This window comes from Brevibacillus sp. FSL K6-2834 (assembly GCF_038592925.1).
GTDB classification, from domain to species: Bacteria; Bacillota; Bacilli; order Brevibacillales; family Brevibacillaceae; genus Brevibacillus; species Brevibacillus borstelensis.
Genome location: NZ_CP151945.1, coordinates 3,358,344 through 3,372,005, shown reverse-complemented (window position 1 = coordinate 3,372,005; position 13,662 = coordinate 3,358,344). Strand labels below are relative to the sequence as shown.

Sequence of the window (13,662 nt, the reverse complement as noted above, 5' to 3'; positions counted from 1 at the left end):
TCCCTCAGATTCTAGCCAAATCCAAGGGTAGATTTTGTAGGGGGATGTTGGCAAGTGCCTTTTTCATGGCCTCAGAATTGCGGTGGAACTCTGCAGTTTTCCGCCGCAATTCTCTGCACTTTTATCCTGCCATAAACAGCAACTTTGCTTCCTCTATGTTTTTCCCAATTAAAATCTGAATTAATAATAGACCCAGTCAAAATAATACAATTAAAATGAACGGGTGAGAACTCTTCAAACCTGTCAAGATATGCGGCAATAATATATGTTCCGAAAGAATGTGCTATTACGGAGATAGGGTACCCAGGAAATCGATATTCACTAAGATCATAAATCCAATCTCTAAAGTTATCTATGAACTCAGTTCTTTTATTAGGTCTAGTTAATAAATCAGGAGTATTTGAGTCGTAAATATATGGTGCAACAATCCATCCTTGGCTACTTGCAGAAGGAACAATCTCAGAATTCCACTCTCCTTTGCTCAATAACCCGTGAATTGTAACTATTACACCATTAGGTTGATAAACATCAACAAAATGTCTATTTATATAAGCTCTTTGTACTATTTCTAGAGAAGATGGATCAGGGTAATGCTGAATTTCCCACTCTTCATCTTCATGGTAAAGAACAACTTGTACGATACCTATTTTTTTCAATAGACCGTACTGGGAAAAGAAATGTATATAGGTGTCCACAATTTCTTTATTGTCCAAAGAACAAAAGGTTGTTTTTGGCAAGTAAGAAATGTAGCAAATGGCAATTAAAAATGTACCACTTGCCAACCCCTAAATTATTTACCGTGTAATAGCGATTCTTTGTATCGATGGCTTTCGCCATTGAAGACGATCAAATGAGAGTGATGAATCAAGCGATCAATAACTGCCTCTGTTAAAATTGGATCACCAAATATATGATTCCATTGGCCAAACTGTAGATTGGTCGTGATAATAATACTTTTTCTTTCGTAGCACATGGAGATAATCTGAAATAGCAGTTCTGCACCTTGTTTATGCAGAGGAATATACCCCAGTTCGTCGAGTATTAACAGATCTAGCTTCTCAATATGGTTAAAGAATCGGCTCAACGAGCCAGTCTCGTGAGCGTCTAGCAGCCGATTGACTAATCCAGCGACAGTAAAGAACTTTATCTTTTTCCCTTGCTGCTGAATGGCATTTAAGCCAATCAGAGTGGATAAGTACGTTTTCCCCGTTCCCACACCGCCATAAAAGATCAGATTTTCTTTCTCCTCTATAAATCCACCATGAAGGATATGATCCTGCGTGAGACCTTGTCCCATCTGAATATGACCCCATTCAAATGGCTTTCCTGTTACTCTTGGCAAGGAAGATTGTTTAAAGAGCAGATTGATTTTCCGTACTTCTCGTTGTTGTATCTCGTTTTCTAGTATTTTGAGTAAGTACTCTTCATTTGTAGTAGCTTCAACCTCATGGAAATGTTGCCGAACCCAACTCAACTTGAGACGCTTTGAATATTCTTTTATCAATGCATCCACTAGTGATGACCTCCCGTTCCCTTAAAAAATTCATTGTAATGGGCTAATCCTCTAGTGGCTGTTGGAACGGCAGGAACAAAACCTTTCGGTTGGATGGTATCCCTTTGTCCACGGCCATTCATGAGTTGATAATAGATCTGCTTAATAGAATCAACGGCTGGGTGACCATTCTCAGAGGCAAGCTGCAAAGCTTGCGTGGGTATTTTCATATCATCGTTTTTTAAAATGACGGATAGTAGCTGGAGAGCTTCTTGCTTCTCTGGGACCGTGCAATTCGAGAGATAGACTTGCCATTCGATTGGCAATTGTTCATAAAAACTTGTGTATTTAATAGCAGTTGGCCGTTTTGCCATCAATATCAAATATGGCTGCCAAATCACTGATTTTGGCTCTTTGCCATACAGCCTGGGATGCTGTACGATCAGCTCATATTCTTCAGTTAAAATATCGACTCGGTCAAATGAGATCTTTGCCAAAACCATACATTTGGCAAAACGGGGAGACGTTGAGTAGAGTTTATTTTCGACTCGGATATATCCGTATTTATCCGCTTTTACTCGTTCATATCGGATACAATCAAACTCTTTGGCAGGTAATTGAAGAAGGTGTTCCTTGTCTGCCAAATATAGTTCGGAAAGCATGGTTTCTTTCACATAATGAGGTCTCTCCCGATCTTTCTCGGCTTTTTTCCAAAGGGTTTCGTTTAGCTGATCAAGATTGTGTATCTGCAACTCAGGAAGCAGGAAGTTGTTGCGAACGTACTTGACCATCGCCTCTACGTGCCCTTTTTCATTGCCACTACCGGGATTGCAAAACTCGTATTCAAAGTCATAATGAAAAACGAAGTTTTGAAATTCCTCCGTCAGTTCACGCTGACCATTTGGCATGATCTTTTTCACCGCTGGTGATAAATTATCAAATCGAATGACCTTTGGAACTCCACCTATATAGTGAAAGATACGCTTTAATCCCTCCAGAAAGCATTCTCGATTCTGAGACTGGAAAACTTGAAAGTAGAACGTGTTGCTATAAGGAAACGAGAGAACGAGGAATGGCAAGGTAACACTTTCTCCCTGATATTTGAATGGTGCTTCTCCAAAATCAACTTGAGCTGATCCAGGTCTCGTTTCCAATGGCAATGCCGCAGCATCACTTGTCTCCGCTAACTGGTGCTTACGTTGGGAAACATATTGTCTGACAGAGCGAGATGATCCTGTAAATTGGTATTCCTCCACTAATTGCGTGAACAAGCGTTGTGCTGTTCTTCGGAACTTCTTTTTCTTGTTCAAGTCCTCTTTGATCCATTGATCAAGAATAGGTTTAACGGGCTCCATGACTCTAGCTTTTCGAATTTGCTTGGGCTTTTCTTGTAGATTGAAATCATCCATTTCTGCATACTTCTGAACCGTCCTTGAATCACGATTCATTTGTTTGGCAATCTTGCTATAAGCTCGCCCTTTTTTGTTTGCCTCATGCCTGATATAATTAATTTCTGCCACTGCTAACATCTCCTAACTTTATACCTCCCGTCGTCTGTAATGCCCAACAGGAGTGTATTTTGATAAGGGGATGTTGGCAAGTGGTTTTTTAATTTATGCAGCCCCTACGGGTCTGCATAAATTAACTGCCATAACCTACATTTTTAGTCTGCCATAAACAAAAGGTGATATCCAACTTTGTACCATCTATGACAAGTCTTTCAGATTTATGGGGGATATATCTTTCTTCCTTAAAGACCATTACACAATCAATATCATGAGGCTTTGCTTTATTTGTAATAAAGGAACCACCGAAAAATAAATGCGTTGCATTACAGCCTGTAGACAAAGTTCCGTAAGGAACAGGGTCTGCAGGCTTTTTTGTTGAATATAGAACATGTTACGTTTTCAAAAGTTATTTTTTAGAGGTGGCATTATGCTTAATAAGCAAGAGGCCGAAGGGCGTTATCAGATATCTGCATTCTCGCTAGATGAGTTGGTGCCAGAAGATCATCTCGTAAGAAAAATTGAAAATGCAATCGACTTTTCGTTCATCTATGACTTGGTGGAAAGCCTTTACTGTCATGACAATGGCAGACCCAGTGTTGACCCTGTAGTCTTAGTTAAAATTGCTTTCATCCAATATATTTTTGGAATTCGTTCCATGCGACAAACGATTAAAGAGATCGAAACCAATGTTGCCTATCGGTGGTTTATTGGCTATGATTTCAGTCAGCCCATTCCCCATTTCACGACCCTAGGCAAGAACTATGTTCGCCGTTTTCGGGATACTCAACTCTTCGAGTCGATCTTCCTTCGAATATTGGAGGAGGCGGTTCATCATGGATTCGTGAAGCCTGATGTGCTTTTCATTGATGCTACGCATGTAAAAGCCAGTGCGAATAAGCATAAATACGTGAAAGAAATCGTTGAAGAACAAGCGAAGAAATATCAAGAGCTGCTGGACGAAGAAATCAATCAGGATCGTATTGCACATGGAAAGAAGCCCCTTGAAAAAAAGACAGAAACTTCGAAGAAGGAGGTGAAAGTCAGCACAACTGACCCGGATTGCGGATTGTTTGTAAAAGGGGAAAAGGAACGTGTATTTGCTTATAGTTTTCATACAGCATGTGATCGAAATGGATTTGTGCTTGGTGCCAAGGTAACGCCAGGCAATGTGCATGACAGTCAGGTTTTTGAGGATGTTTTGAATCAAGTGCGAAAGACGTTTGCACAGCCTCAAGCTGTGGCAGTGGACTCGGGATACAAGACGCCTTACATCAGTAAAACACTGTCAATATCGATTTAATTTTCCCCAAAACTATCGGTTGAAAATTCCCCATTTTTGTCGCTACTGGTTGTTTACTTCAGCAGGCTCCGGTCGAAAGAAACCTGCTTTTTTCTTTTCCTTAATGCGATAACTTTCCCCTTTGATATTGATCGTACTGGAATGGTGAAGCAGTCGGTCCAAAATCGCAGTGGCCAAAATGGTATCTCCGAAAATCTCTCCCCAGGCTCCGTACGATTTGTTTGAAGTCAAGATCAATGAACCTTTTTCATATCGTTCAGATACAATCTGAAAAAAGAAGTGAGCAGCAGTTTCGTCCATTTTGCGGTAACCAATTTCATCGATGATCAACAAGTCTGGTTTGGTGAGCGCCCGCATTTTTTGGGCAATCGTGCGATTGCCATGGGCCGTCTGAAGCGACTGTACCAGATCGTGGGCAGTGATAAAATAAACCGTATAGCGTTGCTTGATTGCTTCCAAACCAAGCGCTACGGCCAAATGAGTTTTACCGACACCGGGTGGCCCCAAGAAGATGAGGTTTTCCTGATGCTCAATAAAACCTAGAGTCGCCAAATCACGGATACGTCTTTCATCAATGGAAGGTTGGAAAGAGAAATCAAATTCGTCTAGTGTTTTTTTGAACGGAAGCCGTGCTAATCGAGTTCTTGTATGCAAAAATCGTTCGTATTTAGCCGCTAATTCCTCCTGCAGAAGCTTGTCCAAAAACTCCAAATACGATATGTTGTGTTTGGATGCTTCTTCGGCGTGATCGTGGAGGATCTCGGGGATGCGTATCCATCCAAAATGACGGGACGCTTCCAACAGGCGTTCTTGCAAGATCATTGCAGCGTCACCTCTTCTTCCGCCAGTTCTTCATACGCCGTAAGAGAGCGTTCCAACACTTCGGGTGTTGAATTCGCCATATAACGAGGTGTAGGTTGGGGAACCGGTTTGCTCGTAGATGTGCGAATTCCTTCGAAGTGTTTTTTTATGCTTACGGTCTGATGACGCCCCCACTGTTTGGAGTGTTCAGCGATTAGATGGCCATTGCAATAAAATCGCAAGACTCCATTTTTCTCATCTTGAATTTCTACTACTCGACCGATGTGCTCCCATGGAACAGAGTAACGATTGGCTTCAAAAGAAACATAAGCATCACTCATCACCTTCCGGTAATGCCGGTCCACAACAGCAAAAGGCACGTGGTTCAAAGGTTGGAGGTCTTCTACTTTCCATCGTTCATTCGGCATTTGATGGGTGGTTCCGTGAAGGCGACAATTTGCAACGGTGTCCAGCCAATAGCGTACTTGTTGATTGAGATCTTGTAGCCCGGTAAAAGTGCCGATGCGAGGCCAAAAGTTCTTTCTGAGATAACCCACCCCATTCTCCACTTTTCCCTTCGTTCGAGCCCGATAGGGCTTGCAGCTCAGCAGCTTGCACCCATAGTGGCTGGCAAAGCGGGCGAAACGCTCGTTCCAGATCACCCTACCATTGTCATCTCGACCAGAAACAACTGTTTTCATGTTGTCGTACAAACAACTTTGAGGGACACCCCCAAAGTACTGCCAAGCCCGAAGATGACATCCGATGAGAGTTTCCAGCTTTTCGTCCTCGGTAAATTCTACATACATCATGCGTGAATAACCCAGCACCATGACGAAAGCGTAAAGACGCTTTTGTTTTCCGTTGACATTTGCTCGAAAATGTCCCCAGTCTACTTGCGCTTGTTGTCCAGGTTTCGTTTCGTATCGTACGGTTACTTTTGAACGAAAGTGGGGACGCAGCGGCTTCATGAAGTCTCGTAAGATGGTGTCCTTTCCGGTATAGCCACGGGCTTTTATTTCTTCGAAGATGATGCGGGCATTTTGACAGCCCTCCGCCATACGAGTACGGATGAAATCCTTAAAAGGATCCAACTTGCTGGGACGTGGTTTGCGAGTAGGAAAGCTCTCTGGCGTATCTTTCAGGAGCCATTTTCGAATCGTTTTTCGATCCCGTCCCATCTCTTCAGCAATTTGGGTAATACTCATACCTTTCAGACGCATTTCTTTGATCACAAAAAACTCCCCATTTTTCACCATATTTACTCTCCTCCCGGAGAGTATGTCGGCTTTTTCTGGGGAATTTTAAACCGCTGATATTGGGGATTTTACAACCGATTTTGACAACACTCCTTGATGACCAGATTCGCCCCGTTATGCCCTACACAAGACCACGCACCAAAGAAGGTTTTTTTAAAAAGCACGAATATGTGTATGATGAATATTTCGACTGCTACATCTGCCCGAACGAGCAAATCTTAACATATGAGACAACAAACAAGGATGGGTACCGTATCTATCGATCAAATTCTCAAGTTTGCCGAAGTTGTCCGTTCTTGAAACAATGCACGGAAAGTAAAGACTACACAAAGAGAGTGAGTCGCCACATCTGGGCTGATTACCTCGAAGAGGTAGACCACCTCCGGCATACCGAGGAAAACAAACAAATCTATAGCAAACGGAAAGAAACGATTGAACGTGTATTCGCTGATATGAAGGAAAAGCATGGCATGCGTTGGACGACCTTACGAGGACTGGAGAAGGTCACGATGCAGGCGATGCTTGTTTTCGCTGCCATGAACTTGAAAAAAATGGCGACCTGGCTATGGAAATCAGGTCGCCAAAAGGTGAACGATCAAAACACCTTCGGTATTTTCATCAAATTATTAAACAAACTCCCTCTGCTGTTCGTTCAGCGAGGGAGTTTGTCTGCAACCTGAAATGCGTTGCATTACTCTCTTTTGCAAAATCAAAAATGTCGGAGATACACTTTCTAAAACTTACCCTATATTCATTGTTGCAAAAACGCTCAATAAACTCAGAGCCAGTTGCTAAATGGATACCTTCAGGAAGAAACCCTTTACTATTGAAATCAGGGATACTCATAAGTAAAATCCTCATTTCTTTGGTCTTAAATATAAAAATTTGGATTCCAAGCGTAAAGAATATTGCCGGATTGTTCCTTTATCAGTTGATCCCATAGCCATTTTGGTAGTCCACCATTTTTTAAGATTGAAGTACCAGTAACACTGTATTCGGCTTTTAGAAGAAAGCTAGGGTTGGATGGTAGAACACTTCTGTTTCTCACCCTTTTATTCCCGAAATATACTGTTAAAAATACTGAATCGGCAGGGACATCTCCATGTTTGATGACAGTCATCGGGTTAGGTGGGGTATATAACTTTTTTAATTCTCTAATGGCATCGTTAACAGCTCTTATAATATCTTTTTTGGGCATCTGTTCTTTAATAAAGAGATGTGCTTTAATTCTTTTACTATCGGGAAGGCTACAGTCATCAATATTTCGAACAGACCATTTCTTTTTTGTAATTAGAGGAAACCTAAAGTGTTTAATAATATCTAAGTCAATATCCGCGTCATTGTGATCCCATAACATAATGTCACCACGTCGTGTTGCACTTTCCACCACATCTGTAAATGTTAGCTGCTTATTTAATAGTGAATCAATTTCTTCGGCAGTGAATCTGATCCATCCAGGCATCATTCTCTCATTACTTATACTAAAGAAATATCTAGTATATGATGTAAAAAGACTTCTAGCGATAATACTAATTTCGATAATAAATGTAACAATTTCATTGTGATCAAAAGAGGTTGAATTGATATCAAAGTTTATTTGTTCTTCATTAGGAGATAGGCTTATCATCATACACCTAAAATCAGGTGTCGAAAACAAAATTTTCGCAAAACTATGTTTTAAGAAACTGTCTTGTTCCATGATCTTGTCAATATTCTGAAGAGAGCCATTGTATTTAGAGTAAAATCTTATTATTCCAATAAAAATTCCACCTATTGAATCCAGTGTATCTTCAATTAATTTATCGAAATCGTAGTTATTGATTATTTTCTTGCTAGGCGTACCATTCTTAAAATAGCTAAAGTGTGACTCTTTATCAGTAATATAAACGCCTCCATGACTAATTGCATTACGTAAATCAACATCTACGAAATGAGTCAATTTTTCGAAACCATAAGTATTCATAATAGTGCACAATCCATTTAATTTTGTTTGAGACTTAAGATCCTTTTCTACATATAAATCTATAATATCTCTAAGATATTTAAATAAATTTGAGAGACATCCCTCAACAAGAGAGACGTATGTGGGGATTCTATACATTCTAGTTTTTATCTGATTGTTTTCGTTTATAAGAGATAAATCGTTAATAATTGTAACTAATTCTTTGTATGTAAAGTACGAAATAAAGAAATGCGATAAAGAGGATGCTGATGCATCTGAAAAAATATCTGACTTAAGATACAATTTTTCTAACCCATTAAAAGTACACTCAGCAATCTCACGATTCCAATATGACATTGGTTCAACAAAAAGGAATTCGTATATCATATTTTTCCACAGGATGGGTATATCGGAGATGTTAGCATCTATCTCTTGTTTAATTTTTTCTAGTAGCTCATTATCAGGTATTTTTTTACTAATCCTCTTAGATAAACGATCATACATATAGATTAGCATCTCGGTCAAGCTCATCACCACTTGTTAATATAGAATAAAAAACACGCAAATCCCAAAATGAGTTTGCGTGTCTCGGTGTCATTTTTTATGTTGTTGTTCTGCCAAATACCTTAGGTACCTCACATGCTCCAAAGCCTTTTTCTTATCTTCCTCACTCAATTTATCCAACTCGTAGAAAAAGAGGTTTTCAATTTCCGTTCGAGGCCTGTCATACTTCTCGGAAGGGGAGGGATCATCAGTCCTTCCCAGTAAGTAATCAACAGATACACCGAAGTAATCAGCAATTTTTTCAAGTCGTTCACGCCTGGGTGTATTCTCGTCAGACGATTCATAACGGCGAACTGTAGATTCAGGTATACCTAAATCAAGGGCAAGGACTTCCTGTGTTATTCCCTTTTTTGCTCGTAGATCCTTCAGTCGATCCTTAAATCCCATAATATCACGCTCATTTCTTGTCTCCATTCTACAAAAAAATGTTCATAAAATAAACGCTCATTATTTGAATGTGAGCATTGACACGCTCATTTTTTGATCGTATATTATAGGTGTTGGCTCATTAAATGAGCATTTTAGGAGTGAGGTGATAAAACATGAAGAAGCTTTCCCCTCGCAAAAATTTAATCAAATCGCGCAAAGATCATGGAATGACTCAAGACGATCTGGCTACAAGGGCAAACCTTTCACGTGCTATGCTTTCTAACATTGAGCGAGGTTATACATTACCATCTTTGCAGGCTGCTTATAGGATTTCGAGGGTTTTGGAACGCTCGATTGAGTATCTTTTTTTTGAGTGTGACGCTCATAAAATGAACGGTGATAAAACTGCCTAAAAGGAGGATCTGAAGTGATTAAACCACCCAAGGGTATCGAATTCCGACGTGAATTCGAGCCGGATATGGAACGAATGGTTCAAGCACTAAAGGTTGTACTGGAATCTCCAACTGTGAAGCCTAATCAAGTCTCCCTGACAGATAAAGCATCGGTGAGAGAAGAATCCGCTTGACTACCAACCTTTTTGAATATTCTAGCGGTTTTGCATTCTCAGTTCTATTCCTGCTTTTTCCTACTCGTTTCTTTAATTATCTCCACCTTAAGAATTTCTCATACTGCACGGTGTAGTGAATGCTCGTTAATTTGATTCCAGATCGATCAACTAACAACCTTTTCCGAGGAGGGAGATCCATATGGAACGTTCCTTGGTGGAGGAGGCATTAACCGAACTGCAAAATGCTCAATCCAATTCGAAGGAAACAGGCTTTTCGTCACCCTTTTTGCTTACGGAATCTGGCTTGAAAGAAGCCGAAACCTTACGCACGGATACAAAAAAATAGTCTTTACTCAGGGGAAGTCAGTCTTCCCTATCGTTTTTCTTACCAATTGAAACTGAGTAGTAACAAAAGGACACGATTAAAAAGGCTCTTGTCCATTTGTTAGTGGTCAGATTCGGAAAGAGTGAGGAGGGATCACTATGCAATACGTTGAGCTGATGGTTTTGAGCGGTCGGGAACACAATGTCATGGATCTTCTCAGGAAGAAAATCGAAATGCTGGTTGAGACCGATGATACATACGCGTTCCTGAAGGATGTGGTTGTATGTCACTTCCGGAAAGGGGTCTCTCAGGTTTCCAACCGCGTCAAATATAGCTATGAAAAGGGGGTGAAAAGCTACCTGTTTATCGGTGCCGATCTGATGAATTGGACCACCGATCAACTGGAGAAGCTGTATTGCGTTCTAACAAGCGGCATCCCATTTGTGATCGGGTTGGTCCGGAAGTGGCAGCAGATTCAACAACGGCTGTTTACTTCTCAGGAAGAGATTGAACGCATGGCTCGTAACCTTGGGACAGAATTGGAGCCAGAGATTCGCCTGGTGTTGCCTGAAGATGAAACTGACACTGTTCAGGTGGTTGAGATCCAGGCTGTAGCTGAAGATGCCAAAACTGAACAAGTGGTTCGTAAGCGCGTGTCCTTCAAGGAAATGGTGGAGCGCTTCAAACAAAAAGTGAGTTCGATGGGGCAGAAGATAGAGGAAAGGGAGATCGGCAGGAAATCCAAGCGGGTTCTTTCTCTTTCTTACGACTTTGTTCTTGGCGTGATCAAACGACACTTGCCACAGGCGATCCAACTCAACATGTTCATCCCGACAGAATGGCTAATCAAATGGCTGCCGGTACTTATTGAAGAAGACTTGAGGGGCTCAGTGGCTTGACGGTGGAATTGGGAAAAGGGGTTGTGACAGTGAAAAACGGAAAAAACTTGACACGAACGCAAAAATCCGTGCTTCTTAGCCGTGACCTCAATCCGAAGGAATGGCTGGTAAGCAAAAAACTGCCCGATAAGTGGCTGCTCGTTCATCGGCGGACAAAACAAACATTAGCATTATCGCTCAATAGGAGTTCAGATGCGAGTTAAATTGCCCTGTGGACAACATTTCATCCGATTTGTGGATATTCACTTGCAATATTTGAGCTGTACAGCTTTTTAGGTTGAAAAGTGAGGGGAATAACAATGTATACCGAAGAACAAATAAAAAAACTCTTCGCATCCTTCTGATCATAATTCCGATTATCTGGTTTTTTCTGGGGGATGAGATTAAGTGGTTTATTGAAAAGTTTAAACCAAACTAACTGAATTATTTTTGAATTGGAAACGGTCTAGTAACAAGCCGATTAATAGGAGATACAAATAGTAAGGAAGCAGGAGAACTATGAATATAGATTGGGGGAATAAATACTTAACTTTTGTTTGTGGAACAACAAGAGCGATAGACAAATCTATTAGAATAATCCCTTTCACTTGACTTTTTCTAAAAAATAGTAGTATTCTCAAGTCAACGATGTCATAGTGAAAGGTGTTGAAGGTATGACCTCATTGGCTCCCGTCATTCCTAATGATGACCAACTTTCAGTAATCTTAATTGCCATCCATCGTGGGTTGCAGAAGTTTGAACGCAAGGCATCTGAAGAAGTGCGTGTTAAAGACCATTTACCTTTTGTGAGAAGATCGATTGTCATTCAAGAGGTCGATGATGCCGTCAATCAGCGATTAGACTTGTCCATGAGGGCCAAAATAGTGAAAAATGGTCCTTGGTCGAGTATAATCATTTATTTTGAAAACAAAAATACCAACATGTTCATTATGCATCTTCCTCAAAGCCACAAGTTGCCAAGGCCATCAAAATTAAGATTGGATCTGGTTAGTGGTAATTTGGAATTTTTGAGGAAATTAGGTGTAGATGTTCAAAATGAAGAGCAATTGTCCATGTTCTTTGAGGAATTCGAAGATACAGTCGAAGATGATTTCGTGGAAGAAGCAAACGACTTGGAGCTAGAAGATATTCCTTTTGGCCTGATCTTGACTTATGACGGGAATCTTGGGGTGCATACACCTTTCAGACTTGGTGCAACATCACCGACATTAGATAGGTGGCTGTTTGAGTATAAATTGGATGCGGCTGATTATACGAAGCTAATTCAAGTGGATATTGATGACGATCCAGACGATGACGATTATGGTCTGTCGATTAGAGATGAATTTATAGAAGATCAAAAAGACTCTAACCAGTCTACTCTTGATGAAGACGATACTAATGATGCAGCTGAGTTATAATCACCGCACTATGCCATTATCATAGGGAGCGGTCAACATGAGTGATGTAAGAAGCAAAGAGTCTTTAGTATTTAACCCTAGAAAATTAAAGGAAGCCCGGCTAGCTAGAGGACTTACCATTCTGGAGCTAGCGGAGATATTAAATGTAACAAAGCAAGCTGTTTCGCAATTTGAGTTAGGGAACGCCATGCCAAAAGCAGAAACGATGATGGCCATAATCAACGCGTTAGAATTACCCAGAATGTATTTTTACGAACATGACGAACAAGAGTATATTGGGAATACATTTTTTCGGAAATCAAGCACGACACCCAAAAAAGTATTAGATATGCAAAGGGCGAGGGCAAATTGGGTTTACCGAATATATAGCTATCTCGAAAAATATATTAATTTTCCTCGCCTTAATATACCCAACACATCAATTTTTGGTAATAAAGAATGGTCTACGGAAACCATCGAAGAATTGGCTTCATATGTTCGGAAAAAATGGGATCTAGGGGACAAACCAATTTTAAATATGATAAATGTCTTAGAGAAAAACGGAATTATCGTTGCAGAGCTTAACATCGGGAATGAGAAGGTAGATGCGTTTTGTCAATTTCGCTCTGGAAGGCCTCTGGTCATTGTCGGTGATGATAAAGGTTCCGCAGTGCGAAGGCAATTTGATTTGGCGCATGAACTTGGACATCTTCTCATGCATTCATGGGTTGAAGATCAAGAGCAATTGACGAAGGAAGAATATAGACGTATTGAAGATGAAGCGAATCATTTTGCCTCATCATTTTTGTTGCCTGAGTCTTCCTTCCGAAAAACAGTTAAAACCAACTATACTTTAGATGACTATGTGGAACTGAAAAAATACTGGAGAGTTTCCATAGCAGCAATGATTATGAGGGCCAAAGAAGTGAGGATCATTTCCGAAAATCGTTATACGTATTTACAAAAACTAATTTCAATGAAAAAAATGAGAAAAAAAGAACCTCTCGACGATGTATTACCTTTAAGTCACCCTACAATCTTAAGAAAGGCTGTGAGAATGCTTCTTGAATCAAAGATTAAAACCGAAATGGAAATCGTATATGATGTTAAAATTTCCGCTAATGAGATTGAACGTATTTGTCAACTCGAACCCGGAACCCTTAATTTTAAAGAAAATGAACCTGTTGTAGAACTGAAAGACATTATGCTTAGACGAAAACATTTTGGAAGTTAATTTTGGGCTGCTGTCAAAAAGA

At 40.3% G+C, this 13,662-nt stretch carries 13 protein-coding genes and 2 pseudogenes; 8 read left to right on the top strand and 7 right to left on the bottom strand.

The features are described 5' to 3' along the window. Window positions 1–71: 71 nt before the first annotated feature. From NST96_RS16680 to istA (NST96_RS16670), 3 genes are read right to left on the bottom strand one after another with little or no spacing between them, the layout of a single operon-like run. Window positions 72–782, bottom strand: coding sequence for a hypothetical protein (locus NST96_RS16680; RefSeq protein ID WP_342404251.1), 711 nt, complete (start codon window positions 780–782; stop codon window positions 72–74). Between the two features lie 8 nt (window positions 783–790). Then, a complete protein-coding gene (istB, locus tag NST96_RS16675; RefSeq protein WP_311067724.1) occupies window positions 791–1,513 on the bottom strand; it encodes an IS21-like element helper ATPase IstB in 723 nt (240 codons plus the stop codon). Further along, window positions 1,513–3,021 carry an IS21 family transposase gene (gene istA / locus NST96_RS16670; RefSeq protein ID WP_024985313.1) on the bottom strand — a complete coding sequence of 503 codons (1,509 nt, stop codon included), beginning with the start codon at window positions 3,019–3,021 and terminating at the stop codon, window positions 1,513–1,515. Before istA (NST96_RS16670) ends, istB (NST96_RS16675) begins: the two co-directional genes overlap by 1 nt. 406 nt (window positions 3,022–3,427) lie before the next feature. On the opposite strand from istA (NST96_RS16670), the pseudogene NST96_RS16665 reads away from it, so the two are divergent. Next, window positions 3,428–4,285 (top strand): annotated as a pseudogene (locus NST96_RS16665) (IS1182 family transposase); the annotation flags it as partial. Between the two features lie 57 nt (window positions 4,286–4,342). Here the strand turns inward: NST96_RS16665 and istB (NST96_RS16660) are convergent. Both istB (NST96_RS16660) and istA (NST96_RS16655) read right to left on the bottom strand, forming a co-directional pair. After that, complete coding sequence (gene istB / locus NST96_RS16660) at window positions 4,343–5,122, bottom strand: IS21-like element helper ATPase IstB (RefSeq protein ID WP_003386482.1); 780 nt, start codon at window positions 5,120–5,122, stop codon at window positions 4,343–4,345. Continuing rightward, the gene (istA, locus tag NST96_RS16655) at window positions 5,119–6,360 is read right to left on the bottom strand and encodes an IS21 family transposase (RefSeq protein ID WP_311067719.1); all 1,242 of its coding nucleotides are present in this window, start codon (window positions 6,358–6,360) and stop codon (window positions 5,119–5,121) included. The genes istB (NST96_RS16660) and istA (NST96_RS16655) overlap by 4 nt, the downstream gene beginning before the upstream one ends. Window positions 6,361–6,449: 89 nt before the next feature. Here istA (NST96_RS16655) and NST96_RS16650 point away from each other — a divergent pair. Continuing rightward, window positions 6,450–7,040: pseudogene (locus NST96_RS16650) on the top strand (transposase); the annotation flags it as partial. A gap of 191 nt (window positions 7,041–7,231) precedes the next feature. Here the strand turns inward: NST96_RS16650 and NST96_RS16645 are convergent. Next, window positions 7,232–8,827 (bottom strand): hypothetical protein, encoded by a 1,596-nt coding sequence (locus tag NST96_RS16645; RefSeq protein WP_342404250.1) that lies wholly within the window; start codon window positions 8,825–8,827, stop codon window positions 7,232–7,234. 69 nt (window positions 8,828–8,896) lie between these two features. After that, window positions 8,897–9,253 carry a helix-turn-helix transcriptional regulator gene (locus NST96_RS16640; protein ID WP_342404249.1) on the bottom strand — a complete coding sequence of 119 codons (357 nt, stop codon included), beginning with the start codon at window positions 9,251–9,253 and terminating at the stop codon, window positions 8,897–8,899. A 155-nt stretch (window positions 9,254–9,408) separates the two neighbouring features. On the opposite strand from NST96_RS16640, the gene NST96_RS16635 reads away from it, so the two are divergent. From NST96_RS16635 to NST96_RS16610, 6 genes are all read left to right on the top strand, one after another. Beyond that, a complete protein-coding gene (locus NST96_RS16635; protein WP_342404248.1) occupies window positions 9,409–9,648 on the top strand; it encodes a helix-turn-helix transcriptional regulator in 240 nt (79 codons plus the stop codon). Window positions 9,649–9,662: 14 nt separating this feature from the next. Continuing rightward, entirely contained in the window at window positions 9,663–9,821 is a 159-nt protein-coding gene (locus NST96_RS16630) for a hypothetical protein (RefSeq protein WP_342404247.1), read from the top strand. A gap of 181 nt (window positions 9,822–10,002) precedes the next feature. Beyond that, window positions 10,003–10,149: a hypothetical protein gene (locus NST96_RS16625; protein ID WP_342404246.1), complete on the top strand. Its 147-nt coding sequence runs from the start codon at window positions 10,003–10,005 to the stop codon at window positions 10,147–10,149. Window positions 10,150–10,286: 137 nt separating this feature from the next. Next, complete coding sequence (locus tag NST96_RS16620) at window positions 10,287–11,027, top strand: hypothetical protein (RefSeq protein WP_342404245.1); 741 nt, start codon at window positions 10,287–10,289, stop codon at window positions 11,025–11,027. 653 nt (window positions 11,028–11,680) lie between these two features. Beyond that, complete coding sequence (locus NST96_RS16615; protein ID WP_342404244.1) at window positions 11,681–12,427, top strand: hypothetical protein; 747 nt, start codon at window positions 11,681–11,683, stop codon at window positions 12,425–12,427. Window positions 12,428–12,464: 37 nt separating this feature from the next. Further along, a complete protein-coding gene (locus NST96_RS16610) occupies window positions 12,465–13,640 on the top strand; it encodes an XRE family transcriptional regulator (RefSeq protein ID WP_342404243.1) in 1,176 nt (391 codons plus the stop codon). Window positions 13,641–13,662: the final 22 nt, after the last annotated feature.

Bases quoted from the DNA above. Each gene is read 5' to 3' on its own strand.
- NST96_RS16635 (WP_342404248.1), top strand. From the start codon at position 9,409: ATGAAGAAGCTTTCCCCTCGCAAAAATTTAATCAAATCGCGCAAAGAT.
- NST96_RS16610 (WP_342404243.1), top strand. From the start codon at position 12,465: ATGAGTGATGTAAGAAGCAAAGAGTCTTTAGTATTTAACCCTAGAAAA.
- NST96_RS16625 (WP_342404246.1), top strand. From the start codon at position 10,003: ATGGAACGTTCCTTGGTGGAGGAGGCATTAACCGAACTGCAAAATGCT.
- NST96_RS16615 (WP_342404244.1), top strand. From the start codon at position 11,681: ATGACCTCATTGGCTCCCGTCATTCCTAATGATGACCAACTTTCAGTA.
- istA (WP_311067719.1), bottom strand. From the start codon at position 6,360: ATGGTGAAAAATGGGGAGTTTTTTGTGATCAAAGAAATGCGTCTGAAA.
- istB (WP_003386482.1), bottom strand. From the start codon at position 5,122: ATGATCTTGCAAGAACGCCTGTTGGAAGCGTCCCGTCATTTTGGATGG.
- istA (WP_024985313.1), bottom strand. From the start codon at position 3,021: ATGTTAGCAGTGGCAGAAATTAATTATATCAGGCATGAGGCAAACAAA.
- NST96_RS16640 (WP_342404249.1), bottom strand. From the start codon at position 9,253: ATGGGATTTAAGGATCGACTGAAGGATCTACGAGCAAAAAAGGGAATA.
- NST96_RS16620 (WP_342404245.1), top strand. From the start codon at position 10,287: ATGCAATACGTTGAGCTGATGGTTTTGAGCGGTCGGGAACACAATGTC.